Below are 16,447 nucleotides of genomic sequence, written 5' to 3' on the forward strand. Positions count from 1 at the left end.
CGGGGATGGCGGCCGGGCCCGCCGCGCCGCCGCCGCCCGGGCCGCGCCCACCCCCCCCGCCCCTCCAGCAGCTCGCCCCGGTCGTCATCGCCCTCGCCCAGGGCCCCGGCCAGGCGCCGCGGCTGAGCGTGGCGCTGGAGCCGGACCAGCTCGGCCGGGTCGAGATCCGCATCCAGCGCGATGCCGGCGGCGATGCCGCCGCCATCCAGGTCCTGGCCGAAAGGCCGGAAACGCTGGCCCTGCTGCAGCGCGACGCGCGCGAGCTCGACCGCGCGCTCGGCCAGGCCGGCGTCACCGTGGCGGAGGGCGGGATGCGCTTCGACCTCGCGGGCGGCGACCAGGCCGGGAACGGCCAGGCCGGCGGCGAGCCGGGCGCCCGGCGCCAGGGCGGCGGCCAGCATCCCGCCATGCCGCCCGAGGCCGCGCCGGCCGCCACGCGCCGCGGCCTCGCCCTCTCGCTGCTCGACATCGCCGTCTGAAAGGAGACGACCCATGACCACCGTGACCAGCGCCACCACCGGCACCGCCGCCACCGCGGGCAAGACCGCCACCGGGATCGGCGCCGACTTCAACACCTTTCTCGGCCTGCTGACGACGCAGCTGAAGAACCAGGACCCGACCAAGGCCATGGACACGCAGGAGATGACCAACCAGCTCGTGCAATTCGCCTCGGTCGAGCAGCAGATCAGCATGAACGGCAACCTCGACAAGCTGATCGGGCTGCAGCAGGCGGCACAGCTGACCGCCGCGGCGCCGCTGCTGGGCAAGACCGTGGAGGTGGCGAGCGACCGGATCGCGCTGCAGGGCGGCACCGGCACGCTGCGCCTGCCGGCCGCCGGCACCGCGACCAGCGCCATCGTCACCGTGACGGACGCCGCGGGGCACACCCTGAAGCAGCAGCAGGTGACTCTCGGCACCGCCGCGACCGACTGGATCTGGGACGGCAAAAGCGCGGCGGGCAAGCAGCAGCCGGATGGCGGCTACCGCATCGCGGTGGCCGGACGCGACAAGGACGGCGCCCCGCAGGAGATCACCGCCAACGTGGTGGCCCGCGCCACCGCGGCGGAACGCGGCGCGGGCGGCGAGCTCAAGCTGGTGCTGGGCGGTGTCTCGGTCGGCTTCGACGCGGTCCGCAGCCTCGGCCAGTAGCGCGCCTCAGCGCAGCGGCGGCAGGACCGGCGGGGGCGTGGGCGTCGCGGCGGGCGGCGGCGGCGGCACGGCGCCGACCGCGGGCCCGGTCGGCTTCGGCCCGTCGGGGGTCGTGGCCGGCACCTGCAGCGCATTGGCCACCACGGTCTTCACCCCGTCCGCCGCCTCGTTCGCCGCGACATAGGCGATATCGCCCCAGAGCCGGTTGAGCCGGCCGGTCGGGACCTCGTTCATCTGCACGACGCGGCCCAGCTCCTCGCCGTCCCGCCGGCTGACGATCCAGATGATCTCGACGCGCTGCACCGCGCCGGTCGCGCCGGGGACCACGGCGACATCGGCCTGCAGGCCGTAGGCGGCGCCCTCGGCGCTGTCCTGCACGACGAAGCCCTGGCCGCCGAGCTGTTCCTTCATGCGGGCCGCGAGCGAGGTGTTGCCGTCGCCCGGCGCGCCCTGCACGCCGACCATGTACATCCGCGGCGGGCCGGCGGTGAGCGAGGCGGGGTCGGTCGACTTCCGCGCCGCCTCCACCTGCAGCAGCAGCTGGGTCAGCTTCGGCCCGTTCTCCCGCGCCACCTGGTCGAACAGGGTGCGGTCGGCATTGGCCCAATCCTCGAGCGGGACCGGCTTGCCCTCGGTCGTCGCCTGCGGCTTGCGGTCGGCGTCCAGCAGGCGGAAGCGCGGGCGGACCGCCTCGCGGCGTCCCTGGCCCTGGCGCTCCGCGGTGATCTCGACCAGCCAGTCGAGCGGCAGCGGCGTGGCGCTGGCGATCACCGGCACGTCCTCCGACTGCAGGGCCGTGACCAGCGCCGCGGCGAATTCCTTCGCCTGGGCATTGCCGAGCAGCGCCTGCTCCGGCGGCGGCACCGCCAGGCGGATGGCGAGCGGGATGGCCAGCACCGCGGCCTGGCCGCCCGGCCGGCCGCGATAGGGCTGCGGCAGGTCGCCGCAGGCGGCGAGCAGCGCCAGCAGGGCGAGAGACACGGCGCCAAGCCGGGGCGTGCGGCATGGCCGGCCGGGCGCCGCGCCGGATGGCGCGTCGCCAGGCTGCCGCAGGCGGCGCCGGCGACCGAGGCGATCAGAGAAGAACACAGGCAACCAGCATCGTGATCAGCGTCAGCACCATGAATTGGACCATGTAGGGCATCGGCTCAGCCCGCGATCGCAATGGCGGAGATCTGGTGGCCGATCGGCCCGCCGCCGGCAAGAGTCCGCCGCCGGTGGCTGAAGAAGCGGTCCTCGTTCGCCAGGGTGTCGGTGCCGGCGGTCTCCACCACCGCGACGCCGGCGGCGGCGAGGCGCGCGGCGCAGTAGCCGGCCAGGTCGAACTGCCAGCGGTCGTCGCGCCGGCCGGCGGCGAAGTGGCGGGCATCGGCGGCGTCGCGGGCCAGCACGGCGTCGCGCAGGTCGGGCCCGACCTCGTAGCTCGGCTGCGCGATGCAGGGGCCGACCGACGCGGTCATCCGGGCGCGGTCGGCGCCGATCGCCTCCATGGCCGCGAGCGTCGCCTCCAGCACGCCGTCCACCGCGCCGCGCCAGCCGGCATGGGCGGCGCCGATCACGCCGGCCGCCGGGTCGGCGAGGAGCACCGGGGCGCAGTCGGCGGTGACGATGCCGAGGGCGATGCCGGGGCGGCGCGTCACCATGGCATCGGCCTTCGGTCCCTGGCCCTCGACCCAGCCATGCTCGTCCACCTCGGCCACCGCGATGCCGTGCACCTGGGTCAGCCCGTGCAGCGCCGGCAGGCCGAGGCCGAGCGCGCCGGCGACGCGGCGGCGGTTCTCCCGCACGCGCCCGCGGTCGTCCTGGCCCGAGAGCGAGCAGTTGAGCGCCGCCCAGGGCCCCTCCGACACGCCGCCGCGGCGGGTGAAGAAGCCATGGCGCAGGCCCGCCAGCGCGCCGAGCGCGGGCGTGGCCAGGTATTCGGCATCCGTCATGCGGCCTCGAAGCCCGGAGGGGTGGGGAGGGCGGGATGGCACAGGCAGAGCGCCTTGAACAGGCGGCCCATCCTTTCCGGGGCGGTCAGCCGTTCGGCGCCCGAGAGCGCAAGGCTCGCCTGGTCGCGCCGGCCGGCCGCCATGGCGGTGCGCGCCAGGATGGCGGCGCGGGCCGGAAGCCCGAGGCGCTGCAGGAAAAGCCCCATCGGCAGCGGCCCATGGGCCGCGGCGCCGGCGGCGCGGCCGGCTTCGGCGAGCGCCGCGAAGGGGACATGCGCGGTGACGTCGACGGTGCCGGGCTCGGCCAGCGGGTCGGCCGGCCCATGCCGCGTCATCGCCTGCAGCGTGTCGCCGAGCGCGGCCGCGGCCGGGCCGTAGTCGAGCGCGAGGAGCGCGCCGCCCTGGTCGCGGCAGCGCGCGGCGAGGCTGGCGGCCACCGCCACGCCGGCCTCGGCATATTCGGCGACGGCGCCCTCGGCGGCCCCGGCCGGCAGCGGCGGCGGGCGCTCGGCGGGCAGGTCGAGGAAGTGGCCATCCACCACGTGGCGCTCCAGCCAGGCGCCGCCGCGGCGGATGAACTGGCGGATCGGCAAGGCGTCGAAGAACTCGTTGGCGAGGATGATCGCGGGGCCGTCGGGCAGGCCCGCGGCATCGTCGTGCCAGCCGGCGACGGCCATGCCGAGCCGCTGCCGCTGTGCGGCGCGGAGGGTGGGGGAGGTCTCGACCAGATGAACCTCGAGCGCGGCGCGGAAGGCAGGGACCATCCCGGCGGCCCGCAGCGCATCGGCCATCAGCGTCCCCCGCCCGGGTCCGAGCTCGGCGAGGATCACCCGCGCCGGCGTGCCCATGAGCTGCCAGGTCACCGCGGCCCATAGGCCGAGGCACTCGCCGAAGGCCTGGGAGATCTCGGGCGCGGTGGTGAAGTCGCCGCCGGCACCGAAGGGGTCGCGCCCGGCATAATAGGCCGCGACCGCCCGCGCCATGAAGCGGTCGAGCCGTTCCGCCGCCCCCGCTTGCGTGGACATGCTCAGGCCGCCACCGCTCGCGGCGCCGGCCGCGCCCGCAGCATCAGCCACCCGCCCACCAGGATCATCGGCACCGAGAGCAGCTGCCCCATGGTCGCGCCGGCAAGCAGGAAGCCGAGGAAGGCATCGGGCTGGCGGAAGAGCTCGCCGACCGACCGCGCGACGCCGTAGCCGGCGAGGAAGGCGCCGGCGACGAAGCCGCGCCGGGCGCGGATCGCCGGGACATGCACCAGCACCTGCAGCAGGACGAAGAGCGCGACGCCCTCGAGCCCGGCCTGGTAGAGCTGGCTCGGATGCCGCGGCTCCGGCCCGCCGGTCGGGAAGACCATGCCCCAGGGCACGTCGGTGACGCGGCCCCAGAGCTCGCCGTTGACGAAATTCGCCAGCCGGCCGAGGCAGAGGCCGATCGGGATGACGGCGGTGACGCGGTCGCCGAAGCCGAGCAGGTCGATCCGCTGCTGCCGGCAATAGAGGACCAGCGCGACGATCACGCCGAGCGCGCCGCCATGGAAGGACATCCCCCCCTGCCAGACCTGCAGGATCTCCAGCGGATGGGTCAAGTAATGGCCGGCCCGGTAGAACAGCACGTAGCCGAGCCGCCCGCCGAGGATGATGCCGAGTGTCGCCCAGGTTACGAAGTCGTCCACCTGCTGCCGCGTGGCGACCACCGGCGGCAGGGCCACCAGCCGCCGCGCCAGCATCCAGCCGGCGACGATGCCGGTGATGTAGGCCAGCGCGTACCAGCGGATGGCGAAGGGGCCGATCTGGACGAGGACCGGGTCGATGACCGGGAAGGGAATGGCGAAGAGCATCAGCGATAGGGATCCTCGGCGCCCAGGAAGTCCTGCACGGTGCGGCGCACGCCGTCTTCCAGGGGTGTCGTCTGGGCGTTGAAGCCGGCGGCGCGCAGGCGGTCGAGCGGCGCCTCGGTGAAATACTGGTACTTGCCGCGCAGGTCGGCGGGCATCTCGACGAAGCGGATGTCGGGCTCGCGCCCCATCGCGGCGAACATGGCCTGGACGAGGTCGAGGAAGGTGCGGGCCCGGCCGGAGCCGACGTTGAAGAGGCCGGATGCCCCGGGGTTCTCCAGCAGCCAGAGCATCACCGCGACGCAGTCGTCGACATGGACGAAGTCGCGGCGCTGGTGGCCATCGGCGATGCCGGGGCGGTCCGAGCGGAACAGCGTCGCCGCCTCGCCCGCCATCACCTGGCGGTACTTGTGCAGCAGCACGCTGGCCATGCGGCCCTTGTGGTGCTCGTTCGGGCCATAAACGTTGAAGAAGCGCAGCCCTGCCCATTGCGGCGGCCGCGGCGCGCCGCGCGCCAGCAGCTGCGCGACCCGGCGGTCGAAGGCCAGCTTCGACCAGCCATAAAGGTTCAGCGGCCGCAGCTTCGCCAGCGCCGCGGGGCTGGCATCGTCCTCGAACCCCTCGTGCCCGTCGCCATAGGTCGCGGCGGAGGAAGCGTAGATGAAGGGCACCCGGCGCTCGGCGCAGGCCGACCAGAGCTGCAGCGGCAGGGTCAGGTTGGTGGCGGCGACGAGGTCGCCGTCGGTCTCCGTCGTCGCGCTGATGGCGCCCATGTGCAGCACCGCGGCCACCGGCGGCCGGGCGGCCCAGAACTCCCAGAGCGCCTCGGGCGGCAGCAGCCCGGCGATGGTGTGCTTCGCCAGGTTGCGCCACTTGTCCTCGGCGCCGAGGCGATCGACCACCATCACCTCCTCCCCGCGCGCGGCGAGTGCGGCGACGAGGTTGGAGCCGATGAAACCGGCCCCGCCGGTGACCAGATACATGGCGGCACCCCAGGCTGGCCGGCGCCCGGCCCGGATGGATCTACCCGGGGCGGGGCTCGCCGGATCGGTGGACGAACTGGCCGAACGATTGGGCCGGCGGCGCGATTGCGCCATGCCGGCGCGGGGTATAGGGCGCGACAACGCGGCCTGGGAAGGGCAAGCCCTTCCGGGCGCCGCACGAGGAGATGGCGATGAGCGACATGGGCGGCCGCAAGCGCGGCGGGCTTTTCGATGACCTGGCCGGCGTGGCCGGCGGCGCCTTCTCGGCGCTCGCCGGGGTGCGCGGCGAGGCCGAGGCGGCGATGCGGAGCCAGGTCGATGCCATGGTGCAGCGGCTGGACCTGGTGAAGCGGGAGGACCTGGACGCGGCGATGGAGCTCGCCCGGCGGGCGCGCGAGACGCAGGAGGGGCTGGAGGCCCGGGTCGCGGCACTGGAGGCGAAGCTGGCGGCGATGGCCGCACCGGCGCCCGCGGCCGACGCCGGCCCGGAGGCGATCGAGCCCTCCCCGGAGGCCGAAACCTACCTGCCGCCCGAGGTCGCGCCCGGGCCGAGGACCGAGGCGAGCCCGGACGGGGTCTGACACGCTTCGTCACGCGCCGCGGGAAAATGTCACAGGCCTGGAACGCGTTGTGAAGCCTTCCGGCAACCCGCGGCCTTGCAGCCGCGTTTCGCACCTGCGTAGTCTATAGGTGGTGGTCATCGCTGCCCGATTCACCCAAGATTTCGGTGGACGGGGGTATGGGCAGCGGGGGGCACCGTCTTCCCACCGACTGAGGAGGTGCTGCGATGTCAGGTCTTCAGGCCCGCGAGCGCGAGCGTGCGACCAACCCCCTCGACGTGCTCGAGCAGATCGTCTCCTCCAACGAATGGGCCTTCGAGCGCCGCTCCGACGGCGAGATGGCGGCCGAGGCCCCGGGCAAGTGGTGCGACTACGGCCTGTTCTTCTCCTGGTCGCCGGAGATCAGCGCCATGCACTTCTCCTGCGCCTTCGACATGAAGGTGCCGGCGGAGACCCGCCACAAGCTGTTCGAGCTGCTGGCCATCGCCAACGAGAAGCTCTGGATCGGCCATTTCGGCCTCGAGTCGGACGACGGCGTGCCGGTCTTCCGCCATTCCGTCCTGCTGCGCGGCGCGCCGAGCGCCTCGGCCGAGTCGCTCGAGGACATGGTCGACATCGCCATCACCGAATGCGAGCGCTTCTTCCCCGCCTTCCAATTCGTCCTCTGGGGCGGCAAGACGCCGGGCGACGCGCTGCAGGCGGCGATGCTGGACTGCGTCGGCGAGGCCTGAGGCCCCATGACCGACACGCCGCCCGAGGACCTGCGCGCGATCGGGCGGCTGCCGGGCGGGCTCGAGGTGGAGATCCGCCACCGGCGGGCCGCCGGCGGGACGGGCGCCGAGCAGGTGGTGGTGAGCGTCACCGCCCCGGCCGGCTTCGAGGCCTGGGGCCGGCTGATGGAGGCCTCCAACCCCATGCTGGCCTGGATCCAGGTGGTCGAGGCGGCCTGGGCGCCCTGGCTGGCGCTGATGGGGATCTCGGGGCCGCGGCTGCCCCGGCGGTGACCCGCTTCATGCCGGGGACCCGGCAACCACCCGCGCGTTGAGCCCCCGCCCGGCGGCGAGGACCGGTCATCCCGGCCAGACCCGCCCGGCTTCGGGGGGAACATCATGGCCGAGTCCCAGGCGCCAGCGCGCGCCCTGCCCGCGGGGCGCACCCGCTGGGTCATCATCGCCCTGCTCTTCGCCATCACCACGGTCAACTACATGGACCGCAACCTGCTGGGCGTGCTGAAGCCGACCATCCAGGGCGAGCTGCATTTCAGCGAAGGCGACTACGGCGACATCGTCTTCGCCTTCAGCATCGCCTATGCCGCCGGCTATGCCGGGATGGGCGCCTTCACCGACAAGGTCGGCATCCGCATCGGCCTGGCGGTCGCCGCCATGATCTGGTCGGTGGCCTCGGCGGCGCATGGGCTGGTGAGCTCCGTCGCCGGCTTCACCGTCGCCCGCATCGCGCTCGGCCTCGGCGAGGGCGGCAATTTCCCGACCTGCATCAAGACCGTCGCCACCTGGTTCCCGGTGCGCGACCGGGCGCTGGCGACAGGGGTCTTCAACTCCGGCAGCAACATCGGCGGGCTGCTGGCGCCGCTGATCGCCGCCTTCGTCACGGCGACCTGGGGCTGGCAGGCGGCCTTCTACGTCAGCGGCGCGGTCGGGCTGCTCTGGCTGGTCTTCTGGATCGGCCTCTACCGCGCGCCGGAGGACCACCCGGACGTCACCCCGGCGGAGCTCGCCTATATCCGTTCCGACCCCGAGGTGCCGGCGCAGCGGGTGCCCTGGCTGGCGCTGCTGCGCTTTCCCGGGACCTGGACCTACATCGTCGGCGCCGTCCTCACCAACCCGGTCTGGTGGTTCTACAACAACTGGGTGCCGAGCTTCCTGTTCAGCAGGTTCAACGTGAACCTGATGGCGCTCGGCCTGCCGCTGGTGGCGATCTACCTGATGACGGATGTCGGCTCGGTCGGCGGCGGCTGGCTGTCCGGCCGGCTGATCCGGGCGGGGCTCGATGTTTTCACCGCGCGGAAGCTCACCCTGCTGCTCTGCGCGCTCTGCACCGTGCCGGTCTTCCTGGCGCCGGGAGTGGGAAGCATCTGGTCCGCCGTCGGGCTGATCGGCCTGGCGATGGCGGCGCACCAGGGCTTCTCGGCCAACCTCTTCACCCTGGTCTCCGACACCATGCCGAAGGCGGCGGTGGCCGGGGCGGTGGGGCTCGGCGGGTGCATCAGCTCCATCTTCAGCGGCTTCTCGGCCAAGCTGGTGGGGCGGCTGCTGGATGCGACGGGGGGCAACTACACGCTGGTCTTCTTCGTCGGCGCCGGGGCCTACCTGGTGGCGGTGCTGGCGGTGCACCTGCTGCTGCCGCGGCGGCGGGCGGCAGTCACCGGGGTTGTGGCCGCGACGGGGTAGGCGGATGAGCGGATCGGGAGGTCTCGCAAGAGGCCGACGCGAAAGCCGGCTCGCGGCCTCGTCTCGGGGAGGTTTGCGGCAGCACACACCATGCGGTCCAGGAGGTTCGCACCATCCCGGCAGGCCTGATCGCGCATCCGTCCGGTCCGCAGGAGGACCCGATGCGGTCTGCGTCTGCGCGCGGGGAGAGATGCCATGATTCGCCTGGTCCGCCCGAGGGGGGAAGACGCGTCGCTGGACACCGGCGACGACACTCTGGGTCCTGCCGTCCGGTTGTCCAGCCGAGGTTCGACCGGAGCCGGATTGGCCGCGTGCCGCAGACCTCCACCGAGCGGGCGCGGCGTGTCATCGCGCCTCGGCCGCGCAGCCCGACGGGACGGGACTTCATGATGCTGCGTCCGATGGTGATCCGGCCGTCGACGCGGCGGACGGCATCGAGCCGCTGGAGAACACGGCCGGTCCGCTCGATCCCGGGACGCCGGAAGTGCCGCCGCCGCTCCATGTGTTCCGCGCCAACGATGGCGTGCATGGCTTCGAGCCCTGGATCATTGACGGCACGACCGCGGGCAGCCGGCTGCTGGCGGATCTTGATCCGGGGCCGAGCGGCAGCGGTGCGATCTATTCCCATGCCCTTGGCGACGGCCGGGTCGTTCTCGCGGCGTCCACCCCCGCGTCGGGCGGCGCGCTCTGGGTCACGGACGGAACGGCGACAGGCACCCGCCTCTATGCTGGCGTCAGCCTCGGTCAGCTGGTGGCAAGCGATGCGAACGATATCGCCTCGCTCGGCCACGGCACCGTCGTTTTCTCGGCTTGGCGACCCGACACCGGGACGGAGCCCCGGGCCACCGACGGGACCGCGGCCGGCACGGGGATGCTGGCCGACATCAACCCGGGCTCTGGTGACGGCGATCCCACGGTCCTCGTGCCGCTCGGCAACGGGCTGGCGCTGTTCAGCGCCTGCGGGCCAGGCTTCCAGTACGAACCCTGGGTGACCGGCGGCACTCCGGCAGGCACCCGCCAGCTGGCCGACATCAATCCCGGGCCGCAGGGCAGCGCGCCCTACATCGCGGCGCTCGGCGATGGCCGCGTGATGCTTCGGAACCTCAGCCTCAATGAAGGGAACGAGCCCTGGATCAGTGACGGCACGGCCGCCGGCACGCATCTCGTCGCCGACATCCGGCCGGGCCCCGCGAAGGACGCTTGGACCGGGCGGATGTGCAACCCGTTTGGCTCGGGCTGCAGCTTCGCCGAGGGCTTCACGCCGGTGGCGCCAGCAGCGAACGACGCCCTCTTCTCCTGACGCGGCCGCAGCCGCTCGGTGCTGCGGCCACCCGCTGCGCCGGCGCCTACCGCCGCCGCACCTGCGTCACGTCCCGCACCGCGCCGCGCGCCGCGCTGGTGGTCAGCGCCGCATAGGCCTGCAGCGCCGTCGTCACCACGCGGTTGCGCCCGACCGGCTGCCAGGCATCCGCGCCGCGCGCCTCCATCGCCGCCCGGCGCTCCGCCAGCACCGCATCGTCCACCGCGAGCCGGATGGTGCGGTTGGGGATGTCGATCTCGATCCGGTCGCCGTCCTCGACCAGCCCGACCAGCCCGCCCTCGGCCGCTTCCGGCGAGAGATGCCCGATCGACAGCCCCGACGACCCGCCGGAGAACCGCCCGTCGGTCACCAGGGCGCAGGCCTTCCCGAGCCCGACCGACTTCAGGTAGCTGGTGGGGTAGAGCATCTCCTGCATCCCCGGCCCGCCCTTCGGCCCCTCGTAGCGCACCAGCACCACGTCGCCGGCCTGCACCTTCTTGCCGAGGATGGCCTCGACCGAGGCATCCTGGCTCTCGAAGATCCGCGCCGGGCCGGAGAAGGTTAGGATGGAGGCATCCACCCCCGCCGTCTTCACGATGCAGCCCTCCTCCGCCAGGTTGCCGGTGAGCACCGCGAGGCCGCCATCCCTGGAGAAGGCATGCGCCGCGTCGCGGATCACGCCCTTCTCTCGGTCGGCATCCAGGGAATCCCAGCGCTCGGCCTGGCTGAAGGCCTCGGTCGTCGGCACGCCGCCGGGCGCCGCGCAGAAGAAGCGCCGCACCGCGGAATCCTTCGTGCGGGTGATGTCCCAATGCGCCAGCGCCTCGGCCATGGACCTGGCATGGACGGAAGGCACCGAGGTGTCGATCAGCCCGGCGCGATCCAATTCCCCGAGGATCCCCATGATGCCGCCGGCGCGGTGAACATCCTCGACATGCACGTCGGCGACCGAGGGCGCGACCTTGCAGAGCACCGGTACCCGGCGGGACAGCCGGTCGATGTCGCGCATGGTGAAGTCGACCCCGGCCTCGTGCGCCGCCGCCAGCAGGTGCAGCACGGTATTGGTCGACCCGCCCATGGCGATGTCGAGGGTCATGGCATTCTCGAAGGCGGCGCGGGTGGCGATGGCGCGCGGCAGGACGGCATGGTCGTCCTCCTCGTAATGCCGCTTGGCCAGCTTGACGATGAGGCGGCCGGCCTCAAGGAAGAGCTCGCGCCGGTCGGCATGCGTCGCCACGATCGTGCCGTTGCCGGGCAGGGCGAGGCCCAGCGCCTCGGTCAGGCAGTTCATCGAATTGGCGGTGAACATGCCGGAGCAGGACCCGCAGGTCGGGCAGGCCGACCGTTCGATGACCGCGACCTCCGCATCCGTCACATCCGGGTCGGCGGCGACGATCATGGCGTCGATCAGGTCGACCGCGCGCTTCTGGCCGCGGTGCACCACCTTGCCCGCTTCCATCGGCCCGCCCGAGACGAAGACCACCGGGATGTTCAGCCGCATCGCCGCCATCAGCATGCCCGGCGTGATCTTGTCGCAGTTCGAGATGCAGACCAGGGCATCGGCGCAATGCGCGTTGACCATGTACTCGACCGCATCGGCGATCAGCTCGCGCGAAGGCAGGCTGTAGAGCATGCCGGCATGTCCCATGGCGATGCCGTCGTCGACCGCGATGGTGTTGAACTCCTTCGCCACGCCGCCGGCCGCCTCGATCTCCCGCGCCACCATCTGGCCGAGGTCCTTCAGGTGGACATGGCCGGGGACGAACTGGGTGAAGGAATTGGCGATGGCGATGATCGGCTTGCCGAAGTCGCCGTCCTTCATGCCGGTGGCGCGCCAAAGGCCGCGGGCGCCGGCCATGTTGCGGCCATGCGTGGTGGTGCGCGAGCGATAGGTGGGCATGCGTGGTGGTCCTCCGGGGCCGCGTGCTAGCCCCTCGCTCGGCGTCCGTCCACCGGGAGCGGCGTACTTGCGCCCGGGCCCGGCCCGCGCGCTCCCCGCGCGCTTGCGCCCGCGCGCTCCCCGCGCGACCTTCGCGGCATGACCGAGACATCCCTTCCCCCCCTCCTCCTCGTCGGCTGCGGCAAGATGGGCGGCGCCATGCTGGCCGGCTGGCTGGAACGCGGCCTGGCCGAGGCCGTGGTGGTGGAACCGCAGCCGGCGGCCGCCGCCGCCTTCGCCGGGCGGGTGACGGTGGTGCCGAGCCCGGCCGCGATCCCCGCCGGCTTCCGCCCCGCCGCCGTGGTGCTGGCGATCAAGCCGCAGGAGGCCGCGGCCACCCTGCCCGCCTTCGCCCACCTGGCCGGGCCGGACACGGTCTTCCTCTCGATCATGGCCGGGCGGAACGTCGCCGGCATGCGCGGCCTGCTCGGCGGGGCCGCGGCGGTGATCCGCGCCATGCCGAATACCCCGGCCGCCGTCCGCCAGGGCTTCACCGTCGCCTGCCCCGGGCCGGGCGTGACCTCTGGCCAGAAGGCGCTGGCCGATACGCTGCTGTCCTCGGTCGGCGAGGTCGCCTGGGTCGAGGACGAGACGATGATCGACCCGGTCACCGCCGTCTCCGGCGGCGGCCCGGCCTATGTCTTCCTGCTCGCCGAGGTGATGGAGGCCGCGGCCATCGAGCAGGGCCTGCCGCCGGACCTCGCCCGCCGCATGGCCCGCGCCACGGTCGCCGGCAGCGGGGCGCTGCTGGCCGCCAGCCCCGAGAACAGCGCCCAGTTGCGGAAGAACGTCACCAGCCCGAAGGGAACCACGGAACGCGCGCTGGCGGTGCTGATGCAGCCCGAGGCCTGGCCCGTCCTGATGTCGAAGGCGATCGCCGCCGCCACCGACCGCTCGCGCGAACTCGGCGGCTGAGGAGCCCTTTGTTTACGCCGCAACCAGCCCAACCTGGAGCCGCATGAGCGACACGATCGACCACACCGACTCCCGCCTGCTCGACGGCTTCTGGCAGGTGGTCGCGGCGCATGGCTGGCAGGGCGTCACGCTGCGCCGCCTCGCCGCCGCTTCCGGCCTGCCGGCGCGGGAGATCAGGGCGCGCTGCCCGGAGGGACCGCGCGACCTGCTGGCGCTGCATGCCCGGCAGGTGGATGCGGCGGTCACGACCGGCACCGTGCCCGGGCAGGGCGGCACGCCGCGGGACCGGATCTTCGACGTGCTGATGCGGCGGATCGACGCCATGCAGCCGCACCGCGCCGGCCTGGTCCGGCTGCTGGAGGAGTTGCGGACCGAGCCGGCCCTGGCGCTCTGCCTCCTCGCCGGCCTGCCGGCTTCCATGACCGGGCTGCTGCGGGCGGCCGAGGTCGATCCGTCCGGCCTGTCCGGAGCGCTGCGGGTCCAGGGCGTCGCCGCGGTCTGGCTGGCCACCGTGCGGGCCTGGGTCGCGGATGACTCGGTCGATCTCGGCCCGACCATGGCGGCGCTGGACCGGGCGCTGGACCGGGCCGAGCAGGTGGCGCGGTCCTTCCGGCTCGACCCGGGCGACATGTCAACCGGTTGAATTTTGTGCGGTGCAGCATAAGTTTTGACCCGGGCGCGCGCGGCCCCTAGTCTGCGGCGCCATTCACACGGCACCCAGCCACCGGCGGAGGACGACATGTCTGACAACAACAGCTCTGGCAACAGCAAGCCCGAGACCGACCTGATGAAGATGCTGTCCGAGTTCCGCATGCCCGGCATGCCGGACGTGGAAGCGCTCGCCTCCGCCCAGCGCCGCAACCTCGAGGCGCTCTCGGCCGCGAACCGCGTGGCGCTCGAGGGCGCCCAGGCCGTCGCCCGCCGCCACATGGAGATCCTGCAGTCCTCCATGACCGAGATGACCGAGGCGATGAAGGCATTCGGCAGCCAGGAGAGCCCGCAGGCCAAGGCCGCCCGTCAGGCCGAGATGCTGAAGGGCGCCTATGAGAAGGCGGTCGCCAACATGAAGGAAGTGGCCGATCTGATCCAGAAGTCGAACCAGGAGGCGCTCGGCCTGCTGAACAAGCGCTTCACCGAGGCCATGGACGAGGTGAAGACCCTGGTCGCCAAGAAGGGCTGACCGGCTCCGGCCCGCGCGCCGCTCAGGCACGCGTGGCCGTCAGGCTGGTCGGGCGTGGCTGGCCGTCACGCCGTTCAGGCGTGCTTCGCCGTCCCGCCGCTCAGGCGCGCGTAGCCATCGCCAGGGCCGGGGCCTGCCGCAGCACGGCGGGCCTGCCCGCGGCGCCATAGCCGGGCGCCGCGGCGCGCGGCAGGGCCGCCCCGGCGATCGTCTCGATCACCTGCGACTGGATGGTGATGGCCCGCTGCAACAGGCGGCGGTTCTCCTCCCCCAGGCTCTGCAGCCGCGTGGTCAGCTCCGCCGCATCCTGCCGGGCGCCGCCTTCCGCCCTGGTCCCGATCTTCGCCGCCGCGGCATAGGCCGCGGCGAAGGCATCCGTCGCCCGCAGCTTGGCGGTGGACAGGCCCGCGGCGCGCGGCAGGTCGAGCGCGGCGAGCGCCTCGTTCTCCGCCCGCAGCGCCTCGGCCAGGCGGCGGCCGGCGGCGATCAGCGCGTCCATCATCAGGGTCATTTGCCCGTCTCCTGGGTTGGGGGGGGTGGCCTGGCGTTTCGCCAATTCCCGCAGGATGGCGTCGGACAGGCCGAGGCCATGGCCGGCGCGGACCGCCTGCTTCGCCACGGCATCGACCAGCATCGGCCGCCATTGGGCTTCCGCCGCGCCGCCGCCGAAGCGGCCGCGGCTGGGATCGGCGGCGGCGAAGATGGGCTGCAGCAACTGGGCGAAAGCCTGCGCCTCGAAGGCCTGCGCCGCCTGGCGCAGCTTCGGCGGCATGGCGGCGCGCTCGGCGGCGGTGAGCGGGCGCGGGCCGTCCATCAGCGGAGCTCCATCTCGGCCTGCAGCGCGCCGGCCGCCTTCACCGCCTGCAGGATCGAGATCAGGTCGCGCGGCCCGACGCCGAGCGCGTTCATCCCGCGCACCAGCTCCTGCAGCGTGACGCCGCCGCCGAGCACGCCGACCCGCCGCTCCGCCTGGTCGTCCACCTCGATGTTGGTCCGCGGCGTCACCACGGTCTGGCCGTTCGACAGCGCATTGGGCTGGCTGACCTGCGGCGTCTCGGTGATGCGGATGGTGAGGTTGCCCTGGGCAACCGCCACGGTGGAGACCCGGACATTGGCGCCCATGACGATGGTGCCGCTCGCCTCCTCGATCACCACGCGTGCCACCTGGTCGGGCTCCACCCGAAGCTGCTCGATCTCGCCCAGCAGGGCGACCGGGTCGCGCCCGGCCAGGTTCAGCGCCACGGTGCGCGGGTCGGTGGCGTTGGCCAGGCTGCCGCCCGTCGCCCGGTTGATGGCGGCGGCGATGCGCCGCGCCGTGGTCAGGTCGGGATTGCGGAGTGCCAGGCGAAGGCTCGGCCGGCCGGTCAGTGCATAGGGCACCTCGCGCTCGACGATGGCACCGGAGGCGATGCGGGCGCTGGTCGGCACCCCGCGCTGGACGCTGGCGCCGGCGCCGCGGGCGGCGACGGCCCCGGTGGCGACCGCGCCCTGGGCGACCGCATAGACCTCCCCGTCCGCGCCCAGCAGCGGGGTGACCAGCAAGGTGCCGCCCTGCAGGTTGGTGGCATCGCCCAGCGCCGAGACCGCGATGTCGATCCGGCTGCCCGGCCGGGCGAAGGCCGGCAGGTTGGCGGTGACCATGACGGCGGCGACGTTCTTGGTCGCCAGCTTGGCCTCGTTGTCGCGGGTGTTGACGCCGAGCCGTTCCAGCATGCCGATCAGCGTCTGCCGGGTGAAGATCGAGGTCGCCAGCCGGTCGCCCGTGCCGTTCAGCCCGACCACCAGGCCATAGCCGACCAGCTGGTTGTCGCGGACCCCCTCGAGGTCGGCGATGTCCTTGATCCGCACCGGCTGCGCCAGGGCGGGCGGCGTCCCCGCGAGAAGGGCGAGCAGCGCCGTCATGGCCGCCAGCGCCCAGGCGCTCTTCGCCCTTGCGAAAGCAATTTTGGCCACGCTGCACTCCGTCCTGCGGGTGGCGGGGTGATCGCAACCGGCGTGCCAGGCCAGGGCGCCGCCGATCCGGCAAGGACTGCCGGCCGCGGCGGCGCCGTTTGCCGCGCCGCGGCAGAAACAGCATCGGCAACAGCGCCAGGAGGGCGGGGGAATGCGGGAGATCGGCAGGGTTTCGGCGGGCGGCACGGCCGGGCCCGGCAGGGCCGGCGCGCGGGGCCGGCCCGGCTTCGCGCTTGGGCCGGGCCTCGGTCCCGCCCCGGGCCCGCCGGGGGCCGAGGCGGCGGCGGAAAGC

18 protein-coding genes are annotated in these 16,447 nt (G+C 73.3%); 10 read left to right on the top strand and 8 right to left on the bottom strand.

Features of this window, described 5'->3' with window-relative positions:
• On the top strand, window positions 1-479 hold a 479-nt coding region (locus E2C06_RS31170), incomplete at its 5' end, for a flagellar hook-length control protein FliK (protein WP_133292474.1).
• A gap of 13 nt (window positions 480-492) precedes the next feature.
• On the top strand, window positions 493-1,149 hold the full coding sequence (locus E2C06_RS31175; RefSeq protein WP_133292475.1) for a flagellar hook assembly protein FlgD: 657 nt from the start codon (window positions 493-495) through the stop codon (window positions 1,147-1,149).
• 6 nt (window positions 1,150-1,155) lie between these two features.
• On the opposite strand, the gene E2C06_RS31180 is transcribed toward E2C06_RS31175, so the two are convergent.
• The 5 genes from E2C06_RS31180 to rfaD form a co-directional block, all read right to left on the bottom strand.
• Window positions 1,156-2,130: a hypothetical protein gene (locus E2C06_RS31180; protein WP_133292476.1), complete on the bottom strand. Its 975-nt coding sequence runs from the start codon at window positions 2,128-2,130 to the stop codon at window positions 1,156-1,158.
• A 167-nt stretch (window positions 2,131-2,297) separates the two neighbouring features.
• A complete protein-coding gene (gene pgeF / locus E2C06_RS31185; RefSeq protein ID WP_133292477.1) occupies window positions 2,298-3,083 on the bottom strand; it encodes a peptidoglycan editing factor PgeF in 786 nt (261 codons plus the stop codon).
• Window positions 3,080-4,108, bottom strand: coding sequence for a class I SAM-dependent methyltransferase (locus tag E2C06_RS31190; RefSeq protein ID WP_133292478.1), 1,029 nt, complete (start codon window positions 4,106-4,108; stop codon window positions 3,080-3,082). The genes pgeF and E2C06_RS31190 overlap by 4 nt, the downstream gene beginning before the upstream one ends.
• Before the next feature lie 2 nt (window positions 4,109-4,110).
• Window positions 4,111-4,920 carry a prolipoprotein diacylglyceryl transferase gene (lgt, locus tag E2C06_RS31195; RefSeq protein ID WP_133292479.1) on the bottom strand — a complete coding sequence of 270 codons (810 nt, stop codon included), beginning with the start codon at window positions 4,918-4,920 and terminating at the stop codon, window positions 4,111-4,113.
• A complete protein-coding gene (rfaD, locus tag E2C06_RS31200) occupies window positions 4,920-5,900 on the bottom strand; it encodes an ADP-glyceromanno-heptose 6-epimerase (RefSeq protein ID WP_133292480.1) in 981 nt (326 codons plus the stop codon). The genes lgt and rfaD overlap by 1 nt, the downstream gene beginning before the upstream one ends.
• Before the next feature lie 191 nt (window positions 5,901-6,091).
• Here rfaD and E2C06_RS31205 point away from each other — a divergent pair, with 191 nt between their 5' ends.
• The 5 genes from E2C06_RS31205 (at window position 6,092) to E2C06_RS31225 (ending at window position 10,168) form a co-directional block, all read left to right on the top strand.
• Window positions 6,092-6,481, top strand: coding sequence for an accessory factor UbiK family protein (locus E2C06_RS31205; RefSeq protein ID WP_193560525.1), 390 nt, complete (start codon window positions 6,092-6,094; stop codon window positions 6,479-6,481).
• A gap of 206 nt (window positions 6,482-6,687) precedes the next feature.
• Complete coding sequence (locus E2C06_RS31210; RefSeq protein WP_133292481.1) at window positions 6,688-7,191, top strand: type III secretion system chaperone family protein; 504 nt, start codon at window positions 6,688-6,690, stop codon at window positions 7,189-7,191.
• A gap of 6 nt (window positions 7,192-7,197) precedes the next feature.
• A complete protein-coding gene (locus E2C06_RS31215) occupies window positions 7,198-7,464 on the top strand; it encodes a hypothetical protein (RefSeq protein ID WP_133292482.1) in 267 nt (88 codons plus the stop codon).
• A 105-nt stretch (window positions 7,465-7,569) separates the two neighbouring features.
• Window positions 7,570-8,868, top strand: a complete 1,299-nt coding sequence (locus tag E2C06_RS31220; RefSeq protein WP_133292483.1) for an MFS transporter — start codon at window positions 7,570-7,572, stop codon at window positions 8,866-8,868.
• 484 nt (window positions 8,869-9,352) lie between these two features.
• Window positions 9,353-10,168 (top strand): hypothetical protein, encoded by an 816-nt coding sequence (locus E2C06_RS31225; protein ID WP_133292484.1) that lies wholly within the window; start codon window positions 9,353-9,355, stop codon window positions 10,166-10,168.
• A gap of 46 nt (window positions 10,169-10,214) precedes the next feature.
• On the opposite strand, the gene ilvD is transcribed toward E2C06_RS31225, so the two are convergent.
• Window positions 10,215-12,068 (bottom strand): dihydroxy-acid dehydratase, encoded by a 1,854-nt coding sequence (gene ilvD / locus E2C06_RS31230; RefSeq protein ID WP_133292485.1) that lies wholly within the window; start codon window positions 12,066-12,068, stop codon window positions 10,215-10,217.
• Window positions 12,069-12,206: 138 nt separating this feature from the next.
• Here ilvD and proC point away from each other — a divergent pair, with 138 nt between their 5' ends.
• The 3 genes from proC to E2C06_RS31245 all read left to right on the top strand — a co-directional run bounded on the left by proC (window position 12,207) and on the right by E2C06_RS31245 (window position 14,202).
• A complete protein-coding gene (gene proC / locus E2C06_RS31235) occupies window positions 12,207-13,022 on the top strand; it encodes a pyrroline-5-carboxylate reductase (RefSeq protein WP_133292486.1) in 816 nt (271 codons plus the stop codon).
• Between the two features lie 43 nt (window positions 13,023-13,065).
• A complete protein-coding gene (locus tag E2C06_RS31240; protein ID WP_133292487.1) occupies window positions 13,066-13,665 on the top strand; it encodes a TetR family transcriptional regulator in 600 nt (199 codons plus the stop codon).
• Between the two features lie 96 nt (window positions 13,666-13,761).
• Complete coding sequence (locus tag E2C06_RS31245; RefSeq protein ID WP_241671553.1) at window positions 13,762-14,202, top strand: phasin family protein; 441 nt, start codon at window positions 13,762-13,764, stop codon at window positions 14,200-14,202.
• A gap of 100 nt (window positions 14,203-14,302) precedes the next feature.
• Here the strand turns inward: E2C06_RS31245 and E2C06_RS31250 are convergent, their stop codons facing one another.
• Window positions 14,303-15,016 (bottom strand): rod-binding protein, encoded by a 714-nt coding sequence (locus tag E2C06_RS31250; RefSeq protein ID WP_133292488.1) that lies wholly within the window; start codon window positions 15,014-15,016, stop codon window positions 14,303-14,305.
• Entirely contained in the window at window positions 15,016-16,104 is a 1,089-nt protein-coding gene (locus tag E2C06_RS31255; protein WP_133292491.1) for a flagellar basal body P-ring protein FlgI, read from the bottom strand. Before E2C06_RS31255 ends, E2C06_RS31250 begins: the two co-directional genes overlap by 1 nt.
• Window positions 16,105-16,447: the final 343 nt, after the last annotated feature.

Origin of the sequence: Dankookia rubra (assembly GCF_004355005.1) — a bacterium.
Taxonomy (GTDB): Bacteria; Pseudomonadota; Alphaproteobacteria; order Acetobacterales; family Acetobacteraceae; genus Paracraurococcus; species Paracraurococcus ruber_A.